The sequence below is a fragment of the Brevundimonas sp. AVps7 genome, from assembly GCF_058681545.1.
On the sequence record NZ_CM178742.1, the window covers coordinates 1390778 to 1416529 of the forward strand.

The 25752-nt window shown below is 68.6% G+C and carries 32 protein-coding genes; 5 read left to right on the plus strand and 27 right to left on the minus strand.

The features are described 5' to 3' along the window. Positions 1 to 5: 5 nt before the first annotated feature. The 3 genes from ACW17Y_RS06735 to xseA are packed head-to-tail and all read right to left on the minus strand — an operon-like array spanning position 6 to position 2691. Positions 6 to 866 carry a M23 family metallopeptidase gene (locus ACW17Y_RS06735; protein WP_492037994.1) on the minus strand — a complete coding sequence of 287 codons (861 nt, stop codon included), beginning with the start codon at positions 864 to 866 and terminating at the stop codon, positions 6 to 8. Beyond that, on the minus strand, positions 863 to 1057 hold the full coding sequence (locus ACW17Y_RS06740) for a DUF2093 domain-containing protein (protein ID WP_492037995.1): 195 nt from the start codon (positions 1055 to 1057) through the stop codon (positions 863 to 865). The genes ACW17Y_RS06735 and ACW17Y_RS06740 overlap by 4 nt, the downstream gene beginning before the upstream one ends. Positions 1058 to 1098: 41 nt before the next feature. Then, on the minus strand, positions 1099 to 2691 hold the full coding sequence (gene xseA / locus ACW17Y_RS06745) for an exodeoxyribonuclease VII large subunit (protein WP_492037996.1): 1593 nt from the start codon (positions 2689 to 2691) through the stop codon (positions 1099 to 1101). Between the two features lie 62 nt (positions 2692 to 2753). Here xseA and ACW17Y_RS06750 point away from each other — a divergent pair, with 62 nt between their 5' ends. Together ACW17Y_RS06750 and purD are read left to right on the plus strand one after the other, a co-directional pair. Then, on the plus strand, positions 2754 to 2909 hold the full coding sequence (locus tag ACW17Y_RS06750) for a hypothetical protein (RefSeq protein WP_492037997.1): 156 nt from the start codon (positions 2754 to 2756) through the stop codon (positions 2907 to 2909). A 47-nt stretch (positions 2910 to 2956) separates the two neighbouring features. Beyond that, complete coding sequence (gene purD / locus ACW17Y_RS06755) at positions 2957 to 4240, plus strand: phosphoribosylamine--glycine ligase (RefSeq protein ID WP_492037998.1); 1284 nt, start codon at positions 2957 to 2959, stop codon at positions 4238 to 4240. Here the strand turns inward: purD and ACW17Y_RS06760 are convergent. After that, positions 4237 to 4872, minus strand: coding sequence for a murein L,D-transpeptidase catalytic domain-containing protein (locus tag ACW17Y_RS06760; RefSeq protein WP_492037999.1), 636 nt, complete (start codon positions 4870 to 4872; stop codon positions 4237 to 4239). The two genes, purD and ACW17Y_RS06760, sit on opposite strands and share 4 nt — an antisense overlap. Before the next feature lie 170 nt (positions 4873 to 5042). Here ACW17Y_RS06760 and ACW17Y_RS06765 point away from each other — a divergent pair, with 170 nt between their 5' ends. Continuing rightward, the gene (locus tag ACW17Y_RS06765) at positions 5043 to 6362 is read left to right on the plus strand and encodes a metal-dependent hydrolase family protein (RefSeq protein WP_492038000.1); all 1320 of its coding nucleotides are present in this window, start codon (positions 5043 to 5045) and stop codon (positions 6360 to 6362) included. On the opposite strand, the gene lpxK is transcribed toward ACW17Y_RS06765, so the two are convergent. From lpxK to ACW17Y_RS06790, 5 genes are all read right to left on the minus strand, one after another. Further along, positions 6347 to 7354: a tetraacyldisaccharide 4'-kinase gene (gene lpxK / locus ACW17Y_RS06770; protein WP_492038001.1), complete on the minus strand. Its 1008-nt coding sequence runs from the start codon at positions 7352 to 7354 to the stop codon at positions 6347 to 6349. The genes ACW17Y_RS06765 and lpxK overlap by 16 nt on opposite strands. Beyond that, positions 7351 to 8637, minus strand: a complete 1287-nt coding sequence (locus ACW17Y_RS06775; protein WP_492038002.1) for a 3-deoxy-D-manno-octulosonic acid transferase — start codon at positions 8635 to 8637, stop codon at positions 7351 to 7353. Before ACW17Y_RS06775 ends, lpxK begins: the two co-directional genes overlap by 4 nt. Then, a complete protein-coding gene (locus ACW17Y_RS06780) occupies positions 8634 to 9098 on the minus strand; it encodes a DUF374 domain-containing protein (protein ID WP_492038003.1) in 465 nt (154 codons plus the stop codon). The genes ACW17Y_RS06775 and ACW17Y_RS06780 overlap by 4 nt, the downstream gene beginning before the upstream one ends. Before the next feature lie 223 nt (positions 9099 to 9321). Beyond that, positions 9322 to 11151 (minus strand): ABC transporter ATP-binding protein, encoded by a 1830-nt coding sequence (locus ACW17Y_RS06785; RefSeq protein WP_492038004.1) that lies wholly within the window; start codon positions 11149 to 11151, stop codon positions 9322 to 9324. A 39-nt stretch (positions 11152 to 11190) separates the two neighbouring features. Further along, positions 11191 to 11757, minus strand: a complete 567-nt coding sequence (locus tag ACW17Y_RS06790) for a COG3650 family protein (protein ID WP_492038005.1) — start codon at positions 11755 to 11757, stop codon at positions 11191 to 11193. 83 nt (positions 11758 to 11840) lie between these two features. Between ACW17Y_RS06790 and ACW17Y_RS06795 the strand changes: the two genes are divergently transcribed. After that, positions 11841 to 12506: a protein tyrosine phosphatase family protein gene (locus ACW17Y_RS06795; RefSeq protein ID WP_492038006.1), complete on the plus strand. Its 666-nt coding sequence runs from the start codon at positions 11841 to 11843 to the stop codon at positions 12504 to 12506. Positions 12507 to 12509: 3 nt separating this feature from the next. Here the strand turns inward: ACW17Y_RS06795 and ACW17Y_RS06800 are convergent, their stop codons facing one another. The 12 genes from ACW17Y_RS06800 to ACW17Y_RS06855 all read right to left on the minus strand — a co-directional run bounded on the left by ACW17Y_RS06800 (position 12510) and on the right by ACW17Y_RS06855 (position 20124). After that, entirely contained in the window at positions 12510 to 12716 is a 207-nt protein-coding gene (locus tag ACW17Y_RS06800; RefSeq protein WP_492038007.1) for a hypothetical protein, read from the minus strand. A gap of 2 nt (positions 12717 to 12718) precedes the next feature. After that, positions 12719 to 12967: a hypothetical protein gene (locus tag ACW17Y_RS06805; RefSeq protein ID WP_492038008.1), complete on the minus strand. Its 249-nt coding sequence runs from the start codon at positions 12965 to 12967 to the stop codon at positions 12719 to 12721. A gap of 75 nt (positions 12968 to 13042) precedes the next feature. Then, the gene (locus tag ACW17Y_RS06810; RefSeq protein WP_309627613.1) at positions 13043 to 13288 is read right to left on the minus strand and encodes a DUF4170 domain-containing protein; all 246 of its coding nucleotides are present in this window, start codon (positions 13286 to 13288) and stop codon (positions 13043 to 13045) included. Between the two features lie 24 nt (positions 13289 to 13312). After that, on the minus strand, positions 13313 to 14119 hold the full coding sequence (locus tag ACW17Y_RS06815) for a 3'(2'),5'-bisphosphate nucleotidase CysQ (RefSeq protein ID WP_492038009.1): 807 nt from the start codon (positions 14117 to 14119) through the stop codon (positions 13313 to 13315). Next, positions 14119 to 15465 carry a TldD/PmbA family protein gene (locus ACW17Y_RS06820; RefSeq protein ID WP_492038010.1) on the minus strand — a complete coding sequence of 449 codons (1347 nt, stop codon included), beginning with the start codon at positions 15463 to 15465 and terminating at the stop codon, positions 14119 to 14121. Before ACW17Y_RS06820 ends, ACW17Y_RS06815 begins: the two co-directional genes overlap by 1 nt. Before the next feature lie 39 nt (positions 15466 to 15504). Continuing rightward, positions 15505 to 15927 carry an MAPEG family protein gene (locus tag ACW17Y_RS06825; protein WP_492038011.1) on the minus strand — a complete coding sequence of 141 codons (423 nt, stop codon included), beginning with the start codon at positions 15925 to 15927 and terminating at the stop codon, positions 15505 to 15507. 3 nt (positions 15928 to 15930) lie between these two features. Then, complete coding sequence (locus ACW17Y_RS06830; RefSeq protein WP_492038012.1) at positions 15931 to 17751, minus strand: M14 family metallopeptidase; 1821 nt, start codon at positions 17749 to 17751, stop codon at positions 15931 to 15933. Between the two features lie 40 nt (positions 17752 to 17791). Further along, positions 17792 to 18355 carry a hypothetical protein gene (locus ACW17Y_RS06835; protein WP_492038013.1) on the minus strand — a complete coding sequence of 188 codons (564 nt, stop codon included), beginning with the start codon at positions 18353 to 18355 and terminating at the stop codon, positions 17792 to 17794. Between the two features lies 1 nt (position 18356). Continuing rightward, on the minus strand, positions 18357 to 18980 hold the full coding sequence (locus tag ACW17Y_RS06840) for a hypothetical protein (protein WP_492038014.1): 624 nt from the start codon (positions 18978 to 18980) through the stop codon (positions 18357 to 18359). Positions 18981 to 19050: 70 nt separating this feature from the next. Then, the gene (locus ACW17Y_RS06845; protein WP_492038015.1) at positions 19051 to 19386 is read right to left on the minus strand and encodes a hypothetical protein; all 336 of its coding nucleotides are present in this window, start codon (positions 19384 to 19386) and stop codon (positions 19051 to 19053) included. A 52-nt stretch (positions 19387 to 19438) separates the two neighbouring features. Beyond that, positions 19439 to 19648 (minus strand): hypothetical protein, encoded by a 210-nt coding sequence (locus ACW17Y_RS06850; RefSeq protein WP_492038016.1) that lies wholly within the window; start codon positions 19646 to 19648, stop codon positions 19439 to 19441. After that, a complete protein-coding gene (locus ACW17Y_RS06855; protein WP_492038017.1) occupies positions 19645 to 20124 on the minus strand; it encodes a DUF1579 domain-containing protein in 480 nt (159 codons plus the stop codon). Before ACW17Y_RS06855 ends, ACW17Y_RS06850 begins: the two co-directional genes overlap by 4 nt. 101 nt (positions 20125 to 20225) lie before the next feature. Here ACW17Y_RS06855 and ACW17Y_RS06860 point away from each other — a divergent pair, with 101 nt between their 5' ends. After that, positions 20226 to 21182: a helix-turn-helix transcriptional regulator gene (locus ACW17Y_RS06860; RefSeq protein ID WP_492038018.1), complete on the plus strand. Its 957-nt coding sequence runs from the start codon at positions 20226 to 20228 to the stop codon at positions 21180 to 21182. Positions 21183 to 21186: 4 nt separating this feature from the next. Here the strand turns inward: ACW17Y_RS06860 and ACW17Y_RS06865 are convergent, their stop codons facing one another. From ACW17Y_RS06865 to ACW17Y_RS06890, 6 genes are read right to left on the minus strand one after another with little or no spacing between them, the layout of a single operon-like run. Next, positions 21187 to 21738, minus strand: a complete 552-nt coding sequence (locus ACW17Y_RS06865; protein ID WP_492038019.1) for a hypothetical protein — start codon at positions 21736 to 21738, stop codon at positions 21187 to 21189. Between the two features lies 1 nt (position 21739). Further along, complete coding sequence (locus ACW17Y_RS06870) at positions 21740 to 22348, minus strand: hypothetical protein (RefSeq protein WP_492038020.1); 609 nt, start codon at positions 22346 to 22348, stop codon at positions 21740 to 21742. Positions 22349 to 22382: 34 nt separating this feature from the next. Continuing rightward, the gene (locus tag ACW17Y_RS06875) at positions 22383 to 23912 is read right to left on the minus strand and encodes a UbiD family decarboxylase (protein ID WP_492038021.1); all 1530 of its coding nucleotides are present in this window, start codon (positions 23910 to 23912) and stop codon (positions 22383 to 22385) included. 9 nt (positions 23913 to 23921) lie between these two features. Then, entirely contained in the window at positions 23922 to 24587 is a 666-nt protein-coding gene (locus ACW17Y_RS06880) for a Pr6Pr family membrane protein (RefSeq protein ID WP_492038022.1), read from the minus strand. Next, positions 24587 to 24835 (minus strand): helix-turn-helix domain-containing protein, encoded by a 249-nt coding sequence (locus tag ACW17Y_RS06885; protein WP_492038023.1) that lies wholly within the window; start codon positions 24833 to 24835, stop codon positions 24587 to 24589. Before ACW17Y_RS06885 ends, ACW17Y_RS06880 begins: the two co-directional genes overlap by 1 nt. A 37-nt stretch (positions 24836 to 24872) precedes the next feature. Next, entirely contained in the window at positions 24873 to 25718 is an 846-nt protein-coding gene (locus tag ACW17Y_RS06890) for an aldo/keto reductase (RefSeq protein ID WP_492038024.1), read from the minus strand. Positions 25719 to 25752: the final 34 nt, after the last annotated feature.

The window sequence follows — 25752 nt, forward strand, 5'->3', positions numbered from 1 at the left end:
AGAGCCTAGCGGGTCGAGTAACCGTTTTCTGGCGCCGATTGTCCCACCATGAGCGACGGATCGCAGTTGCGATCACGCCATTTCATGCGCCAGCACAGGTGCGGACCGGTGGCGCGGCCGGTCATTCCGACCCGGCCGATGACATCGCCGCGCGTGATTCTCTGGCTCGGCAGGACGTCGATTCGTGACTGATGCAGATAGGCGGTGATCAGGCCCTGGCCGTGGTCGATCAGGGTCAGGCCGCCCTCGAAATGCATTCCGGGTCGGGCGAAGGTGACGACCCCGTTCGCGGGCGCCCTGATCGGCGACCCCGCGGGCGCGGCCAGGTCGATGCCGTAGTGCGGCCGGGCCGGCGTGCCGTTCAGGACCCGCTGGGAGCCCCAAAGGCTGGTGACGCGATAGCTGTCCAGCGGCCAGGAGAAGCCGGACTGGAAGTCGTCGGCCTCCGTGCGGCTGGCGAAACCCTCGGTCTTCAGCGCGATCTCCTGCTGGATGCGGGCGAGGAGGGCGGGGTCGCTGGGCTCGACCGTCGACCGGGGCAGACCGTCGATGCGGGTGGAGGGGAAGGTACCGCGGGCGATGGCAAGGGTGCGTCGGGCGACGCGGTTCTGGCTGCGCACCTCCAGCTGGACCGAAGGCGGGGCGTCGCGGTCGAAGCCGACAACGAACAGGCCGGCGGCGGAGGCGGTGGTCAGGGCCTCGCCGTCCACGAAGACCATGGCGCGCGGCGCCGCCCGACCCATGGCGAACCCGCCCTGGACGAAGCGGCCGGTCAGGGCGAGGCCATCGTTCGTCTGGGCGAAGGCGGAGCCGCCGAGCGATGCGGCGCCGGCGCCCAGAATCAGGCCGCGCCGCGAGGGGCTCACTGATCGACCATCCGCGACAGGGCTTCGGTCGGGCCGAAGTAGGGTTCCTGATGCTCGACGGACCAGTAGCGCAGGATTTCGAGCGGGATCGGGCGGCCGCTGACGGCGCACAGGACGAAGGGGCCGGGCTTCAGCACGGCGAACTCGCCGTCGCCGTAGTGGAGTGTCGCAGGGGAGGGAGCGGAGGTCATGGGATGGAGGATAACGTGAACCCACTCCCAGCGGGAGAGGGTTAGAAGAGATCGCCTTGCGAGGTCGCTGCGCTCTTCGGCCTGGCGACAGGTTTGGGCCTGGGCGCAGCGTCGCCTTCGATTCGGGCTCCCCTGGACCCGTTGGGGAACACAAGGGTCACGGCCTGGCCCGGCGACAGGGCGGCGGCGGACGACACCATGGCGCCCGTCTCATCGTCGATACGGGCGAAGCCGGGCTTGGGGCGTTTCGGGTCGAGGGTGGCCAGGGCGCGGGCGAGGGCGGCGAGGCGGGCCCCGGCGCGCTCCAGCGACTGGGGGACAGGGCGGGACAGGCGTGCGGAGACCGTCTCAAGTCGTGAAACTCGCTGGTCGAGGCGGCGGTGGATCGGGTCGAGTGTCAGGCGACCGGCTACCTTCAGCAAGCGGCGCTCGTGCACAGCGGCGTTGGCGCCCAGACCTGCGACCAGACGCGTGGACTGGCTCTCCAGCCGCGCCGTTCGCTGCTCGATGGCGCGATCCAGCAGGGCCGGAGCGAAGCGGCCGCCGACAGCGACCAGACGCCGGTGATGCAGTTCGGTGTTGCGGCCGAGGCCTGAGGCGAGGCGACTGGAGGCGTGGTCGAGACGTTGCTGGGCCAGGGCGACCAGTTCCTCCGGCCGGGCAGGCAGGCCGCGTGCGACGGAACGGAGGCGAACCCGGCGATCCTCCAGCAGGCGGGCGCCCGCGCGATCCAGACGGCGCTCCAGATCGGTGACCAAGGCGCGCAGGTCGGCGAGGACCGGAGTGGCCAGTTCGGCGGCGCCCGTGGGCGTGGGAGCGCGGCGGTCCGAGACGAAGTCGATCAGGGTGGTGTCGGTCTCGTGCCCCACGGCCGAGATGATCGGGATGGTCGCGGCCGCTACGGTGCGAGCCAGACCCTCGTCGTTGAAACACCACAGGTCCTCGACCGAGCCGCCGCCGCGAGCGACGATCAGCAGGTCCGGTCGGGGGATGGCCCCGCCGGCTGTCATGGCGTCGAAGCCCCGGATGGCGTTCGCGACCTGGCCGCTGGCGGCGTCGCCCTGAACCACCACCGGCCAGACGATGACGCGGCACGGCCAGCGCTCGGAGATCCGGTGCAGGACGTCCCGGATCACGGCGCCGGTCGGGCTGGTGATAACCCCGATGGTGCGTGGGTAGAGAGGGACCGGTTTCTTGCGGGCGGGATCGAACAGGCCCTCGCCGCTGAGTTTGACCTTCAGCCGCTCGAGCTGGGCGAGCAGTGCGCCGGCGCCGGCCGCCTCCATCGATTCGATCACGATCTGATACGACGACCGCGCCGGGTAGGAGGTGATCTTGCCGGTGACGATGACCTCAAGCCCCGTCTCCGGCTGAACGCCGAGGCCGCGCACAGCGCCTTTCCACACCACGCCGTCGATGGCGGACTTGTCGTCCTTCAGCGTCAGATAGATGTGGCCAGAGGCGTGGCGGTTGACCTTGGACACCTCGCCCCGCAGCCGGACATGACCGAACCGGTCCTCCAGCGTGCGCTTGAGGGCGAACGACAGTTCTGAAATCGACAGGGGCGGGTTGTTGTCACGCGGCGTGGCCGGCTCGGCGTCGGTGGGGCCTGCGAAGACGTAGTCGTCGGTCATGGGGCGACTGTAGCGTCGCCGAGGGGGTGCGGAAACCGCTGCATTCGTCCTATACCGGCGGCATGAACGACGATCGCATCCCCCCGCGCGATGAAGAGAACCCGGACGAGCGCGCGCTTTCGCGCCGCAGTGGCGACTCGGCAGTGAGCATCTGGGTGATCCTGGGCCTGATCTTCATGCTCGCCGCCCTGGTCTATGTGGTTTCCGCCCTGCTCTGAGCGTCTGCGGCCTTGACCAGCGGGGCCCGCGCGGCCATTCCGCGCGCATGGATATCCTGCTGGTCGGATCGGGAGGGCGCGAGCACGCCCTGGCCTGGAAAATGCGGCAATCGCCGCTCATTGACCGACTGTACTGCGCGCCCGGAAACCCCGGCATAGCCAGGGCCGCCGAATGCGTGCCGGATGTCCGCGCCGACGACGCCCAGGGCCTGGCCCGACTGGCGCGCGAGCTGAAGGTCGGACTGGTCGTAGTAGGGCCCGAGGTCGCCCTGGCGGCCGGGCTGGCGGACCTGCTCAACGCGGCCGGCATTCCGTGTTTCGGACCCAGCGCCAAGGCGGCCCAGCTTGAGACGTCCAAGGCCTTCTCCAAGGCCTTCCTGGAGCGGCACGAGATTCCGACAGCCCACTACGGCGTCTATGACCGGGTGAAGGACGCCAAGGCAGCGCTGCAGGTATTCAAGCCGCCTTATGTGATCAAGGCGGACGGTCTGGCGGCGGGCAAGGGGGTGGCGATCAGCCCCGACCGGCGCGACGCCGAGGCCGAGATCGAGCGGATGCTGGGCGGGAGGTTCGGTTCGGCCGGGTCGCGCGTCGTCATCGAGGAGTTCATGGAGGGCGAGGAGGGGTCCCTGTTCGCCCTGTGCGACGGCAAGCGCGCCGTCCTGTTCGGCGGCGCCCAGGATCACAAGCGCGCCTTCGACGGGGATCTTGGGCCCAACACGGGCGGGATGGGCGCCTATTCGCCGGCGCCGGTGTTCGACGAGGCCCTGGTCACGGCGGCCAACCGCCGGATCGTCCAGCCGACCCTGAAGGCGATGGCGGCCGAGGGCGCGCCCTACAAGGGGGTTCTCTACGCCGGGCTGATGTCCACAGACGAAGGCCCCAAGGTCGTGGAGTTCAACGCCCGCTTCGGTGACCCGGAATGCCAGGTCCTGATGATGCGGATGGCGGGGGACATCGTGCCCTATCTGCTGGCCTGCGCGCGCGGGGACGTGTCGCGCCTGCCGGAGCCGGAGTTCAAGCCGCAGACGGTCATCTGTGTGGTCATGGCCGCCAAGGGCTATCCCGACAGCCCGCTGGAAGGCTCGATCATCCGGGGCGCGGAACAGGACTTCGGCCCGCACGTCCAGGTGTTCCACGCGGGCACCCAGCGCCGCGAGGACGGGACCCTGGTCGCGGCCGGAGGTCGTGTGCTGAGCGTCTGCGCCGAGGGCGACGACATCGCCGAGGCGCGCGAGCGGGCCTATGCGGCGGTGAGGAAGATCGACTGGCCGGGCGGGTTCTGCCGCACCGACATCGGCTGGCGCGCGTTGGAGCGGGACGAGGCCTAGGCGTAGGCGAACAGCAGACGGCCTTCGCCCATGCGCTCGCGCAGCATCGGCAGGTCGGTATGGGCGGTGGAGAAGCAGCCGTAGCTGCGACCCAGCTTGCCTTCGCGGGCCAGGAAGTCCGGGTCGGCATAGTCGGCGCCGTGGACGATGATGGCGCGGTCGCGAGCCAGGTTGTTGGAATACTCCAGCCCGTCGAGCAGGACGTTGGGCCCCTGCTGCGCGCCCCAGCCGGCGCCGGCGGTGGCATAGGCGCCGACCGAGGACATGTAGCTTTCCGGCGTGTTCGAGAACCGGCGGGCAAACCCGGAGTGCTCCGGGTCCGAGCCGCGGCCGTGGCAGGTGCGGAAGGCGGTGACCCGGCCGCCGATCAGGTCGACCTCGAACATGCGGGCGTCACCGGAGAATTTCTGGAAGTCGACCAGATACATGCGGTCGCGCAGGGTGATGCGGTGGCTGTGTACGTCGAGTGCGGCCATCGCGCGGCTCATGAGCTCCGGACGGACCAGACGGCGCGGATCGAGCGGCGGCGGCGTGATCTGCGGGATGCGCGGCAGCGGTGGAGGCGGCGGCGCGGCGGCCAGCACGATCGGGGTTTCGACGACGGCGGGTGCGGTTGCGCAGCCGGCGAGCATCGCCGACCCACCCAGAATCAATCCCCGTCTCGATAGCCGCATGCGACGCCCTTCGTAGCGGTTATGCCGAAGCGATGACTTGTTTCACAAATGCGCCGCCGGGTTCAACCGAAGCCTTGGCCGAAATCCGCTGAAGCGTATGGTGACGGCACAGTATCAGGGAGAGGTTTATGAAGTTCGTCGCACTCGCGGTCGCCGCCGTTTTCGCGCTCGCCACGCCTTCGCAGGCGCAGCAGGGCCCCGCCTCACAGGCTTTTCCCGCGAACGGGGAAACGACGTTCGTTCAGGCGGGGCGGCTTCTGGCGGACCCCGAGAGCGGTGTTGTGCTGCGAGATAAAACTCTCGTGATCGTAGGGAACCAGATTACGGAAATCCGCGACGGCTTCGTCGGCGAGGGTGCGAACGTCGTCGACCTGCGCGATTCCTTCGTCCTTCCCGGCCTGATCGACAGCCACGTTCACCTGACCTCGCAGCAGAGCCCGACCGGGCGACTGGACGCGGTGACCCGGGACTCGGCGGATGGAGCCATTATCGGCGCGGGGTTCGCGCGGAAGACTCTCATGGCCGGGTTCACGACAGTGGCGGACCTGGGCGCCAGCAACGACGCGATCTTCGCCCTGCGCGACGGGATCCGGCGCGGCGACGTGCCGGGTCCGCGCATCATCGCCTCCGGCTCGTCCGTCTCGATCCACGGCGGGCATGGCGACGTGAACGGCTATACCGACGACATCATGCACCTGCTGTCGTCAGAAAGCGTCTGCTCGGGCCCGGAGGACTGCATGCGTGCGGTGCGGACCCAGGTGCGGTCGGGCGCCGACATCATCAAGATCACCGCGACCGGCGGCGTGCTGTCGAACACGGCGGCGGGCCTTGCCCAGCAGTTCACCGACGCCGAACTGGCCGCCATCGTCGAGGTGGCGCACCGGATGGGGCGTCAGGTGACGGCCCACGCCCACGGTGTGGACGGGATCAACGCCTTCCTGCGGGCCGGCGGGGATTCGATCGAGCACGGCACCTATCTGGACGACGAGTCGATCCGGCTGTTCCGCCGCGAGGGCGTCTATCTGGTCCCGACCCTGCTGGCGGGGGACTTCGTGGCGCGGGTGGCGTCGAGCCCGACCAACTTCTTCACCCCCGCCCAGACGGCCAAGGCTCTGGAAGCCGGTCCCAAGATGCTCGACATGGCGCGGCGGGCGCACGCCGGCGGCGTGCGGATCGCCTTCGGGACCGACACGGGCGTCTCGGCGCATGGCGACAACGCCCAGGAGTTCGCACTTCTGGTGCAGGCGGGGATGACGCCGCTGGAAGCCATCCAGGCCGCGACGGTCGTGGCGGCCGAGCATCTGCGCGTCGCTGACCAGGCCGGTCTGATCGCGCCGGGCCGCCCCGCAGACATCGTGGCGGTCGAGGGCGACCCCCTGAGCGACGTCACGACGCTGGAGCAGATGGCCTTCGTGATGAAGGGCGGGGTGGTCTACCGCAACGACTGAGCCAGGAAGGCTGCGAAGCCCGCCTCGTCCTCGAACCGGGCGGCGACGGGCCATGAGACCACACGGGTCCGCCAGTCGGGAGGCAGGCGGACCCAGTCCTTTTCGGTGGTGACCAGACCGGCGTCGAACACGGCCGCGCGGTCGGCGAGGAAGGCCAGGTCTTCGGGCCGGTATTCGGCGTGGTCCGGGAAGGGCGCGAAGTCCTTCAGATCGCAGCCGGCGGCGATCAGGGACCGCTCGACCTTCCATGGCTTGGCGATGCCGGCGAAACCGACCTGGGGGCCGGGCGGGGGCGGACTGGCGGGCTCCAGGCGGGCGATGAAGGTCGGCAGGGCGCCGAAGATGGTCAGCAGTTCAGGATCTGCGGGCGGACTGTCGGCCGGCAGCAGGACCACCACGGCGTCGGCGCGGGCGAGGCCGGCGGCCAGCGGCTCGCGCATCGGACCGGAGGGAAAGACCGAGCCGTCGCCGAACGGCCATTCGTCTTCGCGCGTCTCGCCGTCGACGACGATGAGGCTGAGCGTCTTCTTCAGGGCTGGGTTCTGGTGGGCGTCATCGAGGACGAGGGCCTGGGCGCCGCCTGCGACGGCGGCCTGAGCCCCCGCCACCCGATCGGCCGCGATCCAGGCGGTCGCGTCGCCGGACAGCATCAGGGGTTCGTCGCCGACATCGGCGGCGGTGTGGACGGCGGGATCGACGAGGAGCGGACCGGCCAGTCTGCCGCCGTAGCCGCGCGACAGGGCGTGGGCGTTCACGCCCCGTCGATGCAGAAGGCTCAGGACTTCGCGGGCGACCGGGGTCTTTCCGGAGCCGCCCACGGTCAGATTGCCGATCGAGATGACGGGGATGCCGACATCGACCGGCGTGGCGCGGGCGATGCGGCGGGCGGTGGCGGCGCCCCAGATCCAGGACACGGGCTTAAACAGGGTGCGGGCGACGCGGCCGTGGCGGCCGTCGCGCTGATACCACCAGCGGGGCGTGGAAAGCTTCATTGGCGTGGCTTCGGCGGGAGAAGCGGCTGGAGCGCATCCCACAGGCGGTCGAGACCGGCGCCGACGTCTGCGGCAGCCCGGCGCGCGCGCTCGCCCATGGCGCGGGCGGCGGCGGGATCGTTCAGCAGGGGCGCCACGACGCCGGGCAGGTCGCCGGGCGTGGCGACGAGTTGAAGGCCTCCGGCGGAGACGAGATCGGCGGTCACGGCCTGCCAGTTGGAGGCGTCGGGGCCGGCGACGGCGGGCCTGGCCAGACGCGCGGGCTCAAGCGGATTGTGCCCGCCCCAGGGCTCGCGCCCGAGGAAGGAGCCGAACGAACCGCCCATGACCACCACGTCGGCCAGCCGCAGGAACAGGCCCAGTTCGCCCAGGGTGTCGGCGACATAGATGTCGGTCTCGGCGTTCGGCTGGCTGCCGCGGGACCTCAGGGCGAAGCGATAGCCGTCGCGGGTCAGGGCGGTGGCGACCTCTGAACCGCGCTCAGGGTGGCGGGGAACAAGGATCAGGCACAGCCGCTCGGCCAGATGGTCGAGGGCGCGGACAATGGCGATCTCCTCGCCCTCGTGGGTCGAGGCGGCGACGACGACCGGCCGGTCGCCGATGGCGGCGCTGAGGCTGGTGAAGGCCGAGGCGTCGTGGGGCAAGGGCGCGCCGGAAAGCTTCAGGTTCACCTGGCCGTCGACATGGGCGCCGAGGTTTTGCAGCCGGACGGCCGAGGTGTCGTCCTGTGGCATCACAACCCGGAAGGCGGAGAGCAGTTCGCGGGCGGAGGCCGGGAACCGCGCCCAGCCATCGGCGGTCTTTTCGGTGATGCGGGCGCTGACGAGGGCCAGCGGAACCTCCCGGTCGCGGGCGGCGAGGATCAGGTTGGGCCAGAGTTCGGACTCGACGAAGACGCCCAGCGACGGGCTCCAGTGGTCGAGGAAGGCGGCGACGGCCCCGGGGGCGTCCACGGGCGCGAACTGATGGATCACGCCGGGCGGCAACCGGCGGGCGAGGAGCTCGGCCGAAGTGACCGTTCCGGAGGTCACGAGGATGGTCAGGTCGGGGCGGGCCTTCACGAACCGCTCGACCACGGGCAGCAGGGACAGGGTCTCGCCGACGCTGACGCCGTGCAGCCAGATCAGATCGCCCTCGGGTCGGCCAATACCGGCGACGCCGAGGCGCTCATCGACGCGAACCGGATCTTCCTTGCCCTGCTTGACCCGGGCGTCGAGCAGACGCGGGGCCAAGGGCTCAAGCGCCCGCGTGAGCAGGCGGTAGGCGAGGAGGGGGAGGGTCAAACGCGTTCCAGCCCGGTGATCGCATCGGCGCGCGCCTCCACGCCCGTCAGCAGGTCCGTCCACGGGCCAATGAGGTCGGCGATGGCGGCGCCTTCCGGAAAGCTTGCGATGTCGTAGACGATGGCGCCGCGGCTGAAGGGGAGGGGCAGGACGGCGCGGTCCCAGCTGTTCAGGCGAATGGCCGGACTGCAGCTCGCGCCGATGAACAGGACCGGCGCGCCGGACATCCGGGCCATCAGGGGCATGCCCTCGGCCATGATGCGGGCCGGGCCGCGTGGGCCGTCGGGTGTGATGGCAAGGGCGCCGATCTTCAGTTGCTTGAGGCCATCGCGGAGCGCGCGCGAACCGCCCTTGGCAGCTTCGGCCTTGTCCTTGTTGGCGGACGAACCGCGCACCGCCGGGAAGCCCAGCAAGGCGACGGCCTTGGCGATGAACTCACCGTCCTGACTGAGTGAAATCATGGCCTTGATTGGCTGAGCTCGCGTGAAATCCCAAGACGCGGGGGCGAGACCGATGCGCGAATGCCAGAAGACGCAGACGACACCGCCGCCGTCAGCCCAAACCTTGTCTGCGTGCTCCCGGCCTTCGTAGGTCCACCGGATGGTCGCGAAGCAGATCTTCATCCATCCGGCCAGGATCCAGGACAGGACGGTCTGAAGAACAGGGTTCCGGAGCGGTCTCACGTCAGGCGACCGTGGCGACGGCGGGCGTTCCGTCCAGCGACTGCTGCTTGGCGAGTCGGCTGTACAGCCCGCCCTTGCGGACCAGCTGCGCGTGGCTACCGCTCTCGACGATCCGGCCGGCCTCCAGCACCACGATACGGGTCGCATGCCGGACGGTGGACAGTCTGTGAGCGATCATCAACGTTGAGCGGCCAGTCATCAGCCGCTCCAGCGCGGCCTGGACCAAGGCTTCGCTCTCGGTATCGAGGGCCGAGGTGGCCTCGTCGAGCAGCAGGATGGGCGCGTCCTTCAGGAAGGCCCGGGCGATGGCGATCCGCTGCCGCTGGCCGCCCGACAGGCGCATGCCGCCCTCTCCGGCGCGGGTCTGATAGCCCTCGGGCAGGGCCGTGATGAAGTCGTGGGCGGCGGCGGAGCGGGCGGCCTCGGCGATCTGTTCCGGCGTGGCCTCGGGGCGGGCGTAGGCGATGTTTGCCGCGATGGTGTCGTCGAACAGGAAAGGCTCCTGGGTCACCAGGGCGATACGGGCGCGCAAGTCCGACAGGCTGAGGTCGCGCAGATCGACGCCGTTGATCGTCACCTTGCCCGAGGTCACGTCGTAGAAGCGCGGCAGGAGGCTGAGCAGGGTCGACTTGCCGCCGCCTGACGGACCGACGAGGGCGACCGTTTCTCCCGGCGCGACGGTCAGGGATACCTCCGTGATCGTTGGAGACGCGGCGCCATAGCCGAACGACACGTCGTCGAACGAGAGGGTCGCCGGGCCGGGCGGCAGGGCCTTGGGCGCGGTCGCCTCGCGGATCTCGGGGTCGATGTCGAGCGAGCCGAACAGACGGCGCGCGGCGGTCATGCCCTCGGCGATGACGGTCTGGAGGTTGGTCACCTGGCGCAACGACTGGCCGGCGGACATCAACAGGCCGACATAGGCTGCGAAGGCGCCGACCGTCATCTGGCCGTGGCGCGCCTGCCAGCCGGCATAGGCCATGACGGCGGCGACCACGAGCATGGCGACAAGGTTGGAGAAGGGACCGGCGAAGGCTCTCGAGTCGGCGGACTTGATGACGTGGCGCTGGCGGCGGCCGACGACCTCGGCGACGCGCGCTTCCTCGGCCGCTTCGCGATTTTCGATCTTGATCAGACGGACGCCGTCCAGGTTCTCCATCAGGGCGGTGGAGAGGTTCTCCGTCTCGACCATGGCGCCGGTGGTGGCCTTGCGCATCCGTTTGCCGAAACGCTGGATGACATAGGCGATCAGCGGCGCGCCGAGCAGTACTATGGCCGTCAGCCGCCAGTCGGACCAGGCCATGAAGATCAGCACCGCGATCAGGGTCAGGCCGTGCTGGGTGTAGTTGACGACGCCGCTGGTGAAGGCCTCGCGAACCAGGTTGGCGTCGAACAGGACGCTGGAAACGAAGGCTCCGGAATGCTGGCTGCGTAGCCGCGCCAGGTCGGCTCGGATCATGGAGCCGAACAGTCGCACCTGGATATCGCCGACGATGCCGTGCCCCAGACGATTGACGAGTGCGGCCTGGCCGAGCGAGGCCGCCGTCCAGATCAGGCCGATGCCGACGATGATGGCCGGGATGGCGACCAGCGCATGCTGCGGCGGTACAACGAACAGACCCGCCACCTTTACCGGTTGGCCGAGAAACATTCCGTCGATGGCGGGCTGGAGCAGTTGCAGCACCGTGGCGGCGCTGAGGCCCGCGATCGCGGCGCAGATCATCGACAGGACCAGCACGGCTTTGCGCCGGGACAGGTAGTCGCGCCAGATGCGGCCGATCAGGGGGCGCGAGGCGGCGTCCTCCTGCGGAACGGTCGGGACGGGCGAAGTCATCCGCCCGAGGTCGGACGCCCCGCCCCTCAAGTCAAGGGATCACTCGGAAGGAGGCGGGAGGTCGTCGTCGGTGATGACCACGGTTCCCTCGGCGCCGACCAGGGGTTCATCGGACGGGAAGCGCGGATAGGACCGGCCGTCGAACGAGAGCTTGGCCTCATAGGCAGGGGGGCCGCCGCCGCCCGAGACGGTGACACCGATGTCGGGCAGGCCGTTGGTCGAGGTCGTCAGAACGCGCACGGGGTTGCTGACGAGCGTGACGAGGTTGCCGAGCGGTTCCCAACCTGTGGGCCCCGGACGCAAGATCAGAAGGGTGCAGCCACCCGATCCGCACCAGTTCATCCCGACCAGATAAACCAGGGCGATACGGCCTTCGCCTTCTCCGACGACGCGGACGACGGTGCGGCTGGAGGCCGCGTCCTCGGCGAGGAAGGTCGCGATCGCTGCTCCAAGAGCCGGATCGTCGGCGGGCGTCGCGGGCGCGGCGGGTGCGGCGGGGGCGGCGGTCGCCTCGGTTTCGACCGGTGCGGAGGCAGGCTCCGCCGCCGGGGAGCAGGCGGCGAGCGCGAACGGCGCAAGAATCAGGGCGATCGGGCTCAGGCGCATGGAAGACACTCCGGCGGGACGATGGGTCGGCGATGATCCTGCACGGGATGACGTCGGCTGTCGCCCCCACTATGTCTGACGGCATGACGCGTTTCGATGTGAGCACGGAGGCCGGGCGGCGGGCGGCAGAGCGGGACTTCTTCTGGAACGACCACGCCTTCCTGCGTCTGGCGTTTTCCAACGCCCACTGGCTGGGGCCGGACCTGGTGCGGACCAACCAGCCGTCGCCGCGTCAGCTGGAGGGCTGGGCGAAACGGGGCATCAAGACCGTTATCAACCTGCGAGGCGAGCGGGATGAGGGCTACTACTGGCTGGAGAAGGCGGCGTGCGAGCGGCTGGGGCTGACCCTGATCGACGCGCCCCTCGATTCGCGGGACCCGCCGGGCAAGGATCGGGTGCGCCGGGCGCGGGACCTGTTCCAGTCGATCGAGTATCCGGTGCTGATCCACTGCAAGTCAGGCGCGGACCGGGCGGGGTTGATGGCTGTCTTCTATCGCCACTTCCATCTCGGCGAGCCGATCTCGACGGCAATGAGCGAACTGTCGAAGAAATACCTGCACAGCCGCGAGGGGCTGACCGGCGTGCTGGACCACTTCCTCGAGACCTACGTCGACGAGGTTGAGCCGACGGGCGTGGGCTTCATGGAATGGGTCGAGTCGGACGCCTACGACCCCCAGGCGATGCGCAAGGATTTCCGCGCCAACTGGTGGGGGACCCTGCTGACCGAGAAATTGCTCAGGCGGGAATAGGCTTCAGCCCCAGGGACCGGTCGGGTCGCGCTTCTGTTCCGGGGTGGCGCCGTTCTGGGCGTCGAGCCGGGCCTTGCGGTCGGCCTCCCACTGGCGGAACCACTTCGCATAGCCGCGCTCGCGGCCGAGCACGATCAGCCACAGGGCCAGGGTGGCCAGAAGTCCGACGAGGGCCGCGATCTGGGCGCCGTCGAGAGTCGTGCCGAACACGGTCACAAAGGGCGCTCCGCAGGAATGGCGTCGGCCGGGGCCGGGTCGGCTCCCGCAGGTGGCGTCAGCACGGGCGCGTGGGCGAACGGATCGGCCTCCACCGGGGCGGCGTTAGCCGGGGTGATCGGTTCGTTCCAGGCGGTATCGTTGTCGACGACGATGTCCTGTCGGGTCGCAGGCCGTCGCGTGGCGAAGGCGACGATGCCGACGCCCAGCGCCAGCAGGCCCAGAACGATCAGGGTCGGGATCATGTCGAGCGCTCCTTTGTCAGCGCAGCCTAGACCTTAAGAGCGTCTGCGTCCCGGCCATGGTTCCGCGTGCGACGATCAGGCCTCGCCGCGCGGGTCGATCATGCGGTGGGCGTGCAGGATGAAGAAGCGCATGTGGGCGTTGTCGACGGTGGCCTGGGCGCGCGCCTTCCAGGCGGCCTTGGCCTCGGCGTAGTTGGGGAAGGCGCCGACAAACTCGACCTTGGACAGGTCGCGGAAGACCGGGGCGTCGAGGTGGCGCAACTCTCCGCCGATCACGAGGTGAAGCAACTGGGGATCGGAGGCGTTCGGGGCGTCGGTCATGGGGCGTGTCCGGGAGGGCGAGGATCAGGTCGCCAGCGGGATAGGCGCTGTACGCCTCAGGATCAACGGGTGCAGGGCCGGTGCGGCGCAGACGAGGCTGGCCTGACGCGGGTCCGGGCGATTGAACAGCCAGGGATGGCCGTGGTGATCGGTGACTTTAGCGCCCGCCTCGCCGGCGATCAGGGCGCCGGCGCAGACGTCCCAGTCCCATTTGGGCGTCAGGGCGATGGCGGCGTCGAAGGCACCCGAGGCGACCAGGGCCATGCGATAGGCGAGGGCGTTGCGCTTTTCATAGCGCATCGGCGGCCAGGGCTCGGGCCATTGGGGTCCCTCCATCAGACGCGCGTCGGCAAGTACAGCCGCGTCGTCGAGCGCATCGACGTCGGAGGCGGAGATCGAACGGCCGTTCAGGCGAGCGCCGCCGCCCAGGGTCGCCTCATAGGTTTCCCCGGTGGCGGGGACGTGGATGACGGCGGCGACGGGCCGACCGTCCTCGACGACGGCGATCGGGATGCACCACCAGGGCTGGTTCTTCAGAAAGGCGACGGTGCCGTCGATGGGATCGACGACGAACAGGCGGCGGCGCGACAGGCGGTCGGGTGTGTCGGCGGTCTCTTCGGACAGCCAGCCGTAGTCGGGGCGGGCGGCCAGAAGCCGGGCCTTCAACATGGCGTCGACGGCGATGTCGGCGTTGGTGACGGGCGAGCCGCCATCCTTGTGGGTGATCTTCAGGCCGCGATCGCGCTCGGCCTCGGCCAAGGCGCCGCCTGCGAGGGCCGCCTCCCTGATCAGGGCGAGATCGGCGGCCCGGTCTTGAGAGCCATGCTGCATCACTTGCCGGCGATGGCCACATCGTCGAACAGCAGGGAGGGGCTGTTGAACCCGCCCCGGAACTCCAGGTCCGATCCGGGCACGAGGCGGGTCCACAGGTCGACGAGGTTGCCGGCGACGGTGATCTCGCTGACCGGATAAGCGATCTCGCCGTTCTCGAACCACAGGCCCGAGACCCCGGCGGACCAGTCGCCGGTGTTGGCGTTCAGCGACGGGCCGAACATGCCGGTGACGACGAGGCCGGTCCCCGCCTGGGTCATCAGGCCGTTCAGGTCAGCTTCGCCAGGCGTCAAATGCAGGTTGTGGGTCTGGACGCCGGCCGGGCCGACGAGGCCGCGCGAGGCGTGGCCGGTGGTCTTCAGCCCCAGCTGGGCGGCGGCGGCCGAGTTCAGCAGCCAGGTGGTCAGGACGCCGTCGTCTACGAGGTTGCGACGCTCGACCGGCGAACCCTCGTCGTCAAACGGGGTGGAGGCCATGCCCCGGATGCGGAACGGGTCGTCGATCAGGCCTAGGCCCCTGGGCAGGACCTGTTCGCCCATCCGATCCTTCAGGAAGGACTGGCCGCGCGCAATCGAGGGGCCTGAGATGGCGCCGAGCAGGGGCGACAGGACCTGCGCAGCCACGCGGCGCTCGAAGATCACCGGGGCGGTGGTCGAGGCGATTTTGCGGGGACCCAGTTTCTCGACCGCACGGCGACCGGCCTCGGCGCCGATGCCGTCGGGGCCGGGAAGGTCAGCCAGCCAGCGGGTCGAACGGCTCTCGCCGCCGCGCTCCATGGCGCCGTCCTTCTCGGCGATGACGCCGACGCCGAGCGAGAAGCCGGTCGTGGCGTAGGCGCCGTCGAAGCCTTCGGAGGTGACCAGACGCCAGCGGCTGGAGGCCGTGCCGGCGTGGCCGCCTTCGGACCTGGAGACGCCGGGCACGGCGAGGGCCACGGCCTCGGCTTCGCGGGCCACCTGTTCCAGCTCGGCGGCGGTGCGCTCGGACGGGTCCGACAGCTGAAGGTCGGGGAAGGGGCCGCGGGCCAGTTCGGCAGTCGGGACCAGGGCGGCCCAGGGGTCTTCCGGAGCCAGCCGGGCCATGGCGACGGCGCGTTCGATGAGACGCTCGCGGGTTGCGGCCGACAGGTCCGACGCGGAGACCGTCGCCTGGCGCCGGCCGATGAAGACCCGAAGGCCCAGGTCGCGGCTCTCCTCGCGCTCGACGTCCTCCAGGGCGCCGTTGCGGACGCCGACGGACAGGGAGGCGCGTTCGGCGGTGGCGGCCTCTGCGGCGTCGGCTCCTGCCCGGAGGGCGGCGGCGACGATATCGTTCAAGAGGTCGGAAGCGGGAAGGCTGTCAGGCATGGCCCGATATGGCGGACCGACGCTCCCCCCGCAACGCCCCTAACCGTGCGGCGTGCCGACGAAGGCGTGGACGATCAGCATGGCGCCGGCCGCGATGAGGGGCGTCCAGGTCAGGACCATGCCGAAGACCCGGCCGGCGGTGACCTTCTTGTTGCTCAGACCGAAGCCGTGAATCAGCCGGCCGAGAAACAGCAGGCCGCCGAGGACGTGCAGCACGTAGGACGGCATCCCCAGCAGGGTCAGGACGGCCAGGGCCCCGATGGCGATGGGGGTGTATTCGGCCGCATTGCCGAACACGCGGCTGGCCAGCAGGACTGTCGGATTGGAGCCGTCGCCGAGCAGGACCTTGTTGCTGCGCCGGGCCAGGGCGACCCGGATGCCGAGATACATCAGCCACAGGATCATCAGGCCGCTCCACAGAGCGGTGGCCTGGGCCGAGGTCATGTCAGTGAGCACGTCCATCTTCTAGTCCTCCCGTCCGACCGGATAGAGTCGGTAGCGGTCATCATAGAACGGGGTTCGCTCATAGAACCACGCCAAACGCGCATCGCCGTTGGCGGCGAACGCGGGCTCGGCGGCGACCTTGGCCTCGAACTCGGCCTTCAGCGCCGGATCGGCGGCCATCATGGCCTCGGCCAGGGGGGCGATGGCGTAGCCCTCGATATATTCGACGCGGCTGAGCACCTCAGGGAACATGCCCCAGGCGAAGAAACTCTCGCTGGATTGCGGCTCCAGCAGCAGGACGGCGATGTCGCCGAGCGGCTGGTCCGTCGGTACGCGAACGGAGCCGGGCGCCCAGGTCCAGTCGCGGCGTTCGGCCGTGACGTCGGTGACGGTCGCCTGGACGTGGCCCTCGTTGGGGCGGGGCGAAAGGGTCGGGTTGTCGAGATGCAGCATCTCGACCGGAACGGTGCGCGGCGCGTCCAGCGTTTCCATGGTCAGGCCGTGGATACGCAGGCGCTCGATCAGGTCTGTGCGATAGGCCGGGACCCAGTAGGCCGTCGGGCGGCGCAGACGGATGCCTGCGCGCGAACCGTAGTAGGGCACCTGCCATAACTCCGGATCGGGGCGGCCCAGCCAGCGGATTTCCTGACGGCCCGAGGCGGGGCTGTCCCAGGTCTCATAGAGCACGCCCTTGAAGGCGCGGGTCTGGTGCGGGACCGGATCGGACCCGAAGTTGGCCAGCACCTCGGCCGGGCGCAGATCACGGTCGGAGGCAATCGCTGCGCGCAGGGGCGAGACGTTCCCGGCGAGAATGCGCAGCGACGCTTCCAGGAAGACGTAGGTGCCCAGCACGCGCTGCTCATAGGGCTTCAGGCTGTGGTTTTCGATCAGGATGGTCGGAACGTGGGCTGCGTCGCCCCAGCCGTTGGAGAACCGTTCGCCGAGACCGCCGTCGTTCAGACCCGCCCGCGGGTTCTGGTCGTCGATGCCGAAGACGAGCGGGCCGGGGATGTGGCCTTCGGCCTCCAGCGCCTGGTTCATCGCAGGCTTGAACACCGTATCCAGCCAGCGCGCGCTCGACGGCGAGCGGCTGAAGGCGTCGAACTCGCCGTTGAATCCGTAGGTGACGTCGTACTGGTAATCCATGCCGTCAGTGACGTGGATGTCGAGATAGAGGTCGGGCTTCAGGCCGTTGATGAAGGTCCGCAGGGCCCGCATCTCCGGCTGGTCCAGCTTCAGGAAGTCGCGATTCAGGTTCTGGTTGGTGCCGGTATTGCGCCAGCCCTGAATGCGGGGCCCCCGCTGGTTCGGGCGGCTGTAGGCCGAGGCGCGCTCATGGCCGTCGACCGACAGGATGGGGATCAGGACCAGATTGGCGTGGTCCAGCAGGTCGCCCTTCGAACCGAACGCCATGTCGCGCAGCAGCATCATGCCCGCGTCCTTGCCGTCGATCTCGCCGGGATGGATGCCGGCCTGGGCCAGCAGGACGGGCTTGGCGGGGTCGAGGGTCGCGCCGTCCTTCGAGGCGATGACGGCGTAGATCGGTCGGCCTTCGGGCGAGACGCCGAACTGTTCGATGCGAATCAGCTCGGACGCCGCGTCCAGCCGGTCGAACCACGCGCGCGTCGCGGCGTAGTCGGGGCTGAAGTCATGCGCCGGATCGCGTTCGAAATCGGTGATCCACGGGTTCGACGCGTCGGCAATCAGGGCCCGGCTGGCGCCGTTCCATTCCAGCGCCGGCGGCAGGAACGGCTGGTCCCAGGGGGCGCTGTTGGGGACGGACTGGGACATGGCGGGACTCGCGAGGACCGCGAGGGCGGTCAGGATGAGGACGGTGCGCATACCTGTTCATCCGCCGTCCGATCCGGGCTGGCAAGCCGGATCAGTATAACACAGCGGTCACCCCATACATGACGAGCCCAAAGCCGAGCAGGCCGATATTGATGCGGCGATTCTTGATGACGAAGAGCGCCAGGAGCATCGCGTTGGACACAGCCATCGACGCCCAGACCGTAGGGGCGGCCACGGCCTTGATGTAGCCGGAGGGATCGACAACGGCGGGAATGACTTCAAAAGCCAGCAGGTTCGCTATCCAGACGCCCCCGATCACGTAGCGTTTATGCTGGTCGTAAAAGACGTCGAAATCAGGCCACTCCTCCGGATCGTCCGGAGTGACCAGGGAAGCCGCCGCGTAGTAGATGCCTGCGATCGCGAGGCCGAAAATCAGCAGGCGATAACTGACTTCCAGGCTACGCATGTTGCCCCAGGCGTTGGCCCAGAAGCTGGTGATGTCCAGAAGCACGAACAGGCCCAGCATCGGTGTCAGCCAGCCGATACGAATTCTTTGACGCTGTTTGAACACCCGCACCAGGCCGGTGATCACCTCGGCCACCGACAGCCCGAGGATCAGCCCGTAGAAGCTGAAGAAGAACTCGAAGGCGTCCATTTCAGCTCCCGGTCGGCAGCGACCATCCGCCCGCTGCGAACAGGACGGCGGCGGACCGCGCGACATTGAAGATGCTGTAGGCGATCAGCACGATCAGGGCGCCGACAGCGACGCGCCGCCACGGCGCGAAGGCTGCGATCGCCGTACCCAGGCTGAACACCGTGAACCCGATCCACAGTCGCGGTGACGACAGGCTGGTGAACCCCGCGTCCGCCAGCATCAGGCTGATGAAGATCGTGACGACGATCAGATTGGCCGCGAGGATGCAGGTGAAGATCAGCCGCCGATGCGCCCAGAAATGCTCGTTGAGGTCGATGCGCTGTTCGACGCCCTCCGCCGTCACGCGGGGGAAGGTCACGCTGGCGGCGACGTAGAAGGTGGATGCCACCACCAGACCCACGAACAGCAGGGCCAGGTTGAACGGCGCACCGCGGAAAATGGTCCAGGCCTGGCTCCAGAAGGTCGCAACATCCATGGCGACGAACAGGGCCAGCAGCGGCGTCAGCCAGCCGAACCGCACGCGCTGACGCTCATGCAGCACGCGGGAGAAGCCGCCGACCAGTTCGGCGACCGACAGGCCGAGCAGCAGGCCGTAGAAGCTGAAGAAAAATTCGAACGCGCTCACCGGGTCCCCCGACCTTTGCTCCAGGAGACGCTAGCGCTGGCGACCGGGGCGGTCACCCCCGGTCCAACGATCAGCCGCGACGGTTGCGCTTGCGCGTCAGGCGGTCGACGGTGCCCTGTTCGTCCTCGAGTTGTTCGCGCAGATCTTCCAGGCTGGCGATCTGTTCCGGGGTCGGCGCGGCCACGTCCTCAAGCGTTTCGATCTGGGCCTGCAGTTCGAAGACGGCTTCCTCGGCCTCGAACAGACGGTCTTCCTCGCGGGGGGTCAGGGCGGGGCGGGGCGCCTCGCGCAGACGGCGGGTGTCTCCGCCGCGGCCGGCCAGAACCTGAGCCTCAGCCGTCGCGGGGATGGAGGCGGCCACGGGTGCGGCCAGAACGATGGCGAGGGCGACGGCGGCGAACTTCATGAGGCTGCTCCGGATGAGAAGCGGTGACGCTATCCGCAAGATTACCGCCCTGTCATGCGAAAATCGCAATGCCGACACATTTTGGATTGCAGCGCAGCAAGACCAACCTGTCGGGATCGTCGAGGTCGACGAAATGGCCGATCAGGTCGATGCCCTCGACCTCCCGGGTCTCCAAGACCTCGCGTTCAAACCGGGCGATCAGTTCATCCCGGCAGCCAGGGTGGAGCCTATGCTGGCGCAGTTCGATGACGGCGGGGCTCATTGGGTGGTCCTCGTAAAGTCCATGATCCAGTTGTCTTCCCAGGTCGCACCGGCGTCGTAGGAGAAGGTCTGGGTCCAGCGCGCGGTGCGGGGCTCGATGTCGGACCAGATGTAGCGGGCGAGGATGGGGCGCTCGCCGTCCATGTCGGGACCTTCCAGCACGCAGCCGCCATCGCGGAAGCGCCCGCGCACCGGCGGCTGCAGCTGGCCGTTGGCAGTGCTGATCCACCAGATCGCCCAGACGCCGTGCTCAAGGTCGAAACTGCGCAGGGACATGCCGGTCCAGCCGCGCTCGTGGCACGAGATCTGCTCGACATTGACCAGGCCCTCGAGGCGCGGCTCGCAGAAGGCGGTTGAAGCGAAGACGTCCCAGTCATCCGCCCCCACGCCGCGCGTCTTCAGCCGCCGGTTGGCGATGGTCCAGTGACCGTGGAGGAAATCGAAGTCGTGGACGGCGGGCGGGTAGGGGACGGTCATGTAGGAACTCCTGCGGAGAGGACGCAGGGATAGGCCGGGTAACCTGTCATTGGATGTCAGGATTAATCCGCTAGGGTCACGAGATGCGCCAGAGCCGGTTGTTGTCGATCCTCTTGATACTCCAGACCCGGGGACGGACGACGGCGAGCGCCCTGGCCGCCGAGTTCGAGGTCTCGGTGCGGACCATCTATCGCGACATCGACCAGCTGAGCGCGGCCGGGGCGCCCGTCTATGCCGACCGGGGCCGCGAGGGCGGGTTCCAGCTGCTGGACGGCTATCGCACCCGGCTGACAGGGCTGACCGACGCCGAGGCCGAGACCCTGTTCCTCGGCGGGCTGGCAGGACCGGCGGCGGCGATGGGCTTCTCCGAGGCCCTGATGACGATGCAGTTGAAGTTGCTGGCCGCCCTGCCGCCCGAGCGGCAGGCGGCGGCCGAGCGGATGGCCGGGCGGTTCCACCTTGATCCCTCGGGCTGGTACCAGGGCGAGACGGGCGGCGAACACCTCCCGGAACTGGCCCAGGCCGTCTGGGGTCAGCGGCGGATCTCCGTGCGTTACGAGCGCTGGAGCGGGCCGGTGGAGCGGACGCTGGAGCCGCTGGGCCTGATCCTGAAGGGCGGCGTCTGGTATCTGGCGGCACGGCCGGCGGGCGAGGCGAAGGCAGGTTCCCGGACCTACCGCGTGTCGAACATCCTTGCGCTGGAGGTCAGTGGAGACGGGTTTGAGCGGCCGGAGGGCTTCGACCTGGCGGCCTGGTGGGCGGCGACCTCAGCCAGGTTCGAGGCCGAACTGTTCACCGGCGAGGCGCGGCTGAGGTTGACGGCCGAAGGATTGCGGCGGCTGAGGCGGCTGGGCTCGGCCTATGCGGCGATCGTGGCGGGAACCGAGACGCCGGCGGCCGGCGCCTGGGTCGAGGTGACCGCTCCGATCGAGTCGGTCGAGCATGCCGCGAGCGACTTCTTGCGGCTGGGTCCGGAGGCCGAGGTGCTGGCCCCGCCTGACCTGAGGTCGGCGATGCGCCGCATGGCTGAACGGCTGGCGGCGCTTTATCCGGACTGACGGCTTACGAGGGACTCCAGAGAGCGACGCGCCACAGGGTGTGTGCCGCCAGCAGGGTCAGGCCGATCTGGTGGGCGCGCAGGTTCCGCCAGAAGAACAGCACGATGAGCACCGTCCACTGGGGAACCAGGCTCGTCGCGAGGTCGAACAGGCCGGGATGGTCGCCATCGGAGAGATTCATCAGCAACGCTGTCAGGCGACTGACCATCACCGCGCCGATCAGCGAGCGGGAATGGGATATGTAGTGCGCATCAAGCCGACCTCCGCTCGCATCCCGTGGGAACATGGCGACGCTGATGAAGACGTAGGGCACGGCGACGCCCAGGGCGGCGAACAGCTGAATCTGGTTGATGATTTGCGTTCCGGCGCCGCTCCAGGCCGCCAGCCAGACTCCGACGGCGCTGAACAGAATCAGCGCGCTGAGCAGGGGCACGCACCATCCGATCTGCAGATCGTGCCGGTCGCGCCACATGGCCCCGAATCCGCCGGCGGCGTTGGCCACGGCCAGACCCATGATCAGGCCGTAGAAGGTGAAGAAGAACTCGAACGCGTTCATCTCAAACCGGCTCGGGCATGCCCGGCGCCAGACCGAGCAGTACCCACAAATTCAGACCGGCGGTCACATACCAGGCGATCATGAACACTAGCAGGAGCGCATTGATCCGGCGGTTCTGGATGGGAAGGAGGATCAGAGGAAAGAAGGTGACCGCCAAGAATATCAAGACCATGCCGGGATAGGCGAAGAACGCCAGGAACGTGTCCCGATCCGGCCCGACGAGTGGAAGAAGCAGGCCCCCGATGACGTTAGCCGTAACGATTCCGCCAAGGACGAGTCGCTTGCGGCGATCGTAGTGATCATCCAGATCGTCGGTTTCGCCGACCTTGTCCGGGTAGATCAGCCCCGCGGCGACGTAATAGATGCAGGCGACGATCAGGCTCAGCAGGATCTTGGCGTAGCCGACGACGCCCTCGCGAGTGTCGTACTGGGCGCCGTCCCAGAAGTTCGCGAGGTCGATGAGAACCCAGATCGTCAGCAAGGGCGTCAGAACGCCGATCCTTGGCCGGTTCTCGGTGCGCACCACCTTCAGGACGCCGGACAGGACCTCGACCACGGCGAGGCCGAGGATCAGGGCGTAGAAGCTGAAAAAGATCTCGAACGCGCCCAATACCGGCCCTCCCAAGCGCGATCAGGCGGCCACCCTATTTCCAGATCGGCGTTCCGTCACCCGGCAATCCGAGCGTGTCCCACATCGCTGACACCCGCTCGACCACGCCTGCATCCATGCGGATTTCCTCGCCCCATTCGCGCTTCGTCTCGGGCGGCCATTTGTCGGTGGCGTCGAGGCCGATCTTGGAGCCGAGGCCGCTCTCGGGACTGGCAAAGTCGAGATAGTCGATCGGGGTGTTCTCGATCAGGGTGATGTCGCGGGCCGGGTCCATCTTGGTGGCCATGGCCCACATGACCTGTTTCCAGTCGCGGGCATCGATGTCGTCGTCCACGACGATGACCCACTTGGTGTACATGAACTGGCGCAGATAGCTCCAGACGCCCAGCATCACCCGCTTGGCATGGCCGGGATAGGCCTTCTTCATCGACACCACGGCGATGCGGTAGGAACAGCCCTCGGGCGGCAGCCAGAAGTCGGTGATCTCGGGGAACTGGGCCCGCAGTAGGGGAATGAAGACCTCGTTCAGCGCCTCGCCCAGCACGCTGGGCTCGTCCGGCGGGCGGCCGGTGAAGGTGGTCAGATAGACGGGGTCGCGGCGCATGGTGATGGCGCTGACCTGGAAGACCGGGAAGGTCTCGACCGAGTTGTAGTAGCCGGTGTGGTCGCCGTAGGGGCCTTCGGGCGCGTGCTCGTCGAGCAGGACGTGGCCCTCCAGCACGATCTCGGCCTGGGCCGGGACCATCAGGGGCACGGTCTTGCAGGCGACCAGCTCGGCCTTGGCGCCGCGCATCAGGCCGGCGAACTGGTATTCCGACAGGGTGTCCGGAACCGGCGTCACGGCGGCGAGGATCGTGCCCGGATCGGCCCCAAGGACGACGGCGCAGGGCAGGGGTTCGGTCGGGCGGGCCTTCCTGTGCCGGGCGTAGTGCTGGGCCCCGCCGCGGTGGGCCAGCCAGCGCATGATGGCCCTGTCCTTGCCCAGCACCTGCATGCGGTAGATGCCGAGGTTGAAGTCGTCCTCGCGGTCGTTGGACGGACCTTTCGTCACCACCAGACCCCAGGTGATCAGGGGCGCGGGCTCGCCGGGCCAGCAGGTCTGAATGGGGAGTTTGCCGAGGTCGATCTGGTCGCCCTTGAGCACGATGTCCTGGACCGGGGCCGACTTCACCACCTTGGGGCGCATGGCGAGCACCGACTGGGCCAGGGGCAGCATGTCCATGGCGTCGCTGAGGCCGCGCGGCGGGGTCGGGTTCTTGAGGAAGGCCAGCAGTTCGCCGACCTCGCGCAACTCGGCGGCCGTGGTGCGGGACTTCTTGTCGAGCGTCACCCCCATGGCGACGCGTTTGACGGTGCCGAACAGGTTGGCGAGCGCCGGGATCGGGCTGATGGAGCCGTCGGGCATGACGGGTTTCTCGAACAGCACCGCCGGGCCGCCGTTCCTCAGCAGTCGGGTCTGGATTTCGGTCATCTCCAGCACGGTGGAGACGGGCTCCGACACGCGGACCAGCTCGCCCGAGGCCTCCAGCTGGGCCATGAAGTCGCGCAGGGATTTGTAGGCCATGTCGCCCGATTAGGACGGCGTGAGGGAACTGTCACCCTTGCCGAGCGCGCTCAGGCCGCGATCGATCGCCGCGACGACAAGCCCGAGGACGAGGAAGAAGACGAGCAGGGCTGCGAAGTTCACGCCCGCCTGTTCCCAGCCGAGCTCGCCGATGTCGATGAACCAGTAGGGATACCAGCCGATCAGCTGGCCATGGATCACGGTCCAGAGGCCGTACAGCAGGGGATAGGCCAGCCACTTGACCGGATCGATCCAGCGCAGCCGTCCCTTCGGCACGAACAGCAGCCAGTCCAGAACGAAGGCGATCGGCATCACCGTGTGCAGGACCTGGTTGACGTAGAACAGCAGCCCCTGCGGATTCCAGGTCGCGTCCAGCAGGGTGTGATAAATCAGTCCGACGACGGCGATGTACATGGCCACGGCGGCGCGGACTCCCTCGCTCGCCGTCCAGCGGCCGAGGCGGCTGTCGGGAAAAAGGGCCGGGGCGGTCAGGGCCAGGGCGACAACCACATTGGTCAGGATCGTGAAATAGCTGAAGAAGACCATCGTCGAGCCGAGGACCGACCGTGTCCCGGCCTGCAGCAGGAGCAGGTACTGTGCGGTCAGGCCCGCCCAGCCGACGATGGCGAACAGGATGCGCCAGCCCCGCGCGGCGCCGTGCATCCTCTGGAGCATCAGTAGGCCGGCGTGTCTGAGACCAGGGCCCACATCGGCAGGCGCAGGCGATTGGTGGCCGCTGCGATCTGGAGCGAGGTCAGGTGGGCGCGGCCGGCCTCGGCGCGGCGCTCCTCTTCGGGGGTGATCTTCAGGGCGGCGGCCACGGCGTCGATGTCAACGCCGCGGTGTTCTCGCCAGCGTTTCAGGCGGGCGCCGATGGCCGCATCCTGCGGATCGATGCCTGGGAAGCCGTGTACAGAGCCCATGGGTGACCTCCGCGCAGTCTGAGCGCTGCGTCCGGGTCTAATCCTGGTCCCAGGTGAAGTCCTTGTCGAGCCAGTCGCCGATACGGCCGTCGGGACGGGCCAGGGCGTGGATCCGGGCCATCTCCTCGTCCGAGAGCTGGAAGTCCCAGATGTCGAAATTCTCGGCGGCGCGTTCGACCTTCATCGTGCGAGGAATGGCGATGACGCCCTGCTGCACCAGCCAGCGCAGTGTGACCTGGCCGCTGGACTTGCCGTGGGCGCGGGCGATCTCGCCGATGACGGCGTCGTCGGCGATCTTGCCCTGGGCGAGCGGCGACCAGGCGGTGATCGAGGAGCCGAGGTCCGCGGCCGTGGCGCGCAGGGTCTTCAGCGACAGATAGGGATGGTATTCCACCTGGTTGGTAACCAGGCGCGCCGGCGACAGGCGCTGCGCTTCGCGGAACTGACCCGAGGGGAAGTTCGACAGGCCGATCGAACGGGTCAGCCCCCTGTCCCTGGCCTCGTTGAGCGCCCCCAGCGTCTCGGCGAAGGTGGGCGTGGTCTTGGGCCAGTGCAGCAGCAACAGGTCAGGCGTGAAGCCCAGGCTGGCCGCCGATTCCCCGGCCTGACGCAGCAGGGCGTCGTGCTCGAAATGGGCGACCCAGATCTTGGTCGTCAGCCAGATGTCGTCCCGCGCGACCACGCCCGCCTCGATCGCGTCGCGGATGCCGTCGCCGACGGCGGCCTCGTTCTTGTAGATCCAGGCTGTGTCGATGTGGCGGTAACCGATGCGCAGGGCCTCGGCGACCATGCGCCGCGCGTCTGCAGGTTCCAGCTGCCAGGTGCCGAATCCGAGCTGGGGAATTGTCAGGCCGTCGATGGTCAGGGACAATTGTTCGGACATCGGGCGGCTCCGGCCAGGGTTCGGGGGAGGCCGG

Coding starts and splice junctions, on each gene's coding strand:
- ACW17Y_RS06740 (WP_492037995.1), bottom strand. CDS start 1,057: ATGACCTCCGCTCCCTCCCCTGCGACACTCCACTACGGCGACGGCGAG.
- xseA (WP_492037996.1), bottom strand. CDS start 2,691: ATGACCGACGACTACGTCTTCGCAGGCCCCACCGACGCCGAGCCGGCC.
- ACW17Y_RS06750 (WP_492037997.1), top strand. CDS start 2,754: ATGAACGACGATCGCATCCCCCCGCGCGATGAAGAGAACCCGGACGAG.
- purD (WP_492037998.1), top strand. CDS start 2,957: ATGGATATCCTGCTGGTCGGATCGGGAGGGCGCGAGCACGCCCTGGCC.
- ACW17Y_RS06760 (WP_492037999.1), bottom strand. CDS start 4,872: ATGCTCGCCGGCTGCGCAACCGCACCCGCCGTCGTCGAAACCCCGATC.
- ACW17Y_RS06765 (WP_492038000.1), top strand. CDS start 5,043: ATGAAGTTCGTCGCACTCGCGGTCGCCGCCGTTTTCGCGCTCGCCACG.
- lpxK (WP_492038001.1), bottom strand. CDS start 7,354: ATGAAGCTTTCCACGCCCCGCTGGTGGTATCAGCGCGACGGCCGCCAC.
- ACW17Y_RS06780 (WP_492038003.1), bottom strand. CDS start 9,098: ATGATTTCACTCAGTCAGGACGGTGAGTTCATCGCCAAGGCCGTCGCC.
- ACW17Y_RS06785 (WP_492038004.1), bottom strand. CDS start 11,151: ATGACTTCGCCCGTCCCGACCGTTCCGCAGGAGGACGCCGCCTCGCGC.
- ACW17Y_RS06790 (WP_492038005.1), bottom strand. CDS start 11,757: ATGCGCCTGAGCCCGATCGCCCTGATTCTTGCGCCGTTCGCGCTCGCC.
- ACW17Y_RS06795 (WP_492038006.1), top strand. CDS start 11,841: ATGACGCGTTTCGATGTGAGCACGGAGGCCGGGCGGCGGGCGGCAGAG.
- ACW17Y_RS06805 (WP_492038008.1), bottom strand. CDS start 12,967: ATGATCCCGACCCTGATCGTTCTGGGCCTGCTGGCGCTGGGCGTCGGC.
- ACW17Y_RS06810 (WP_309627613.1), bottom strand. CDS start 13,288: ATGACCGACGCCCCGAACGCCTCCGATCCCCAGTTGCTTCACCTCGTG.
- ACW17Y_RS06815 (WP_492038009.1), bottom strand. CDS start 14,119: ATGCAGCATGGCTCTCAAGACCGGGCCGCCGATCTCGCCCTGATCAGG.
- ACW17Y_RS06820 (WP_492038010.1), bottom strand. CDS start 15,465: ATGCCTGACAGCCTTCCCGCTTCCGACCTCTTGAACGATATCGTCGCC.
- ACW17Y_RS06825 (WP_492038011.1), bottom strand. CDS start 15,927: ATGGACGTGCTCACTGACATGACCTCGGCCCAGGCCACCGCTCTGTGG.
- ACW17Y_RS06830 (WP_492038012.1), bottom strand. CDS start 17,751: ATGCGCACCGTCCTCATCCTGACCGCCCTCGCGGTCCTCGCGAGTCCC.
- ACW17Y_RS06835 (WP_492038013.1), bottom strand. CDS start 18,355: ATGGACGCCTTCGAGTTCTTCTTCAGCTTCTACGGGCTGATCCTCGGG.
- ACW17Y_RS06845 (WP_492038015.1), bottom strand. CDS start 19,386: ATGAAGTTCGCCGCCGTCGCCCTCGCCATCGTTCTGGCCGCACCCGTG.
- ACW17Y_RS06850 (WP_492038016.1), bottom strand. CDS start 19,648: ATGAGCCCCGCCGTCATCGAACTGCGCCAGCATAGGCTCCACCCTGGC.
- ACW17Y_RS06855 (WP_492038017.1), bottom strand. CDS start 20,124: ATGACCGTCCCCTACCCGCCCGCCGTCCACGACTTCGATTTCCTCCAC.
- ACW17Y_RS06865 (WP_492038019.1), bottom strand. CDS start 21,738: ATGAACGCGTTCGAGTTCTTCTTCACCTTCTACGGCCTGATCATGGGT.
- ACW17Y_RS06875 (WP_492038021.1), bottom strand. CDS start 23,912: ATGGCCTACAAATCCCTGCGCGACTTCATGGCCCAGCTGGAGGCCTCG.
- ACW17Y_RS06880 (WP_492038022.1), bottom strand. CDS start 24,587: ATGCTCCAGAGGATGCACGGCGCCGCGCGGGGCTGGCGCATCCTGTTC.
- ACW17Y_RS06885 (WP_492038023.1), bottom strand. CDS start 24,835: ATGGGCTCTGTACACGGCTTCCCAGGCATCGATCCGCAGGATGCGGCC.
- ACW17Y_RS06890 (WP_492038024.1), bottom strand. CDS start 25,718: ATGTCCGAACAATTGTCCCTGACCATCGACGGCCTGACAATTCCCCAG.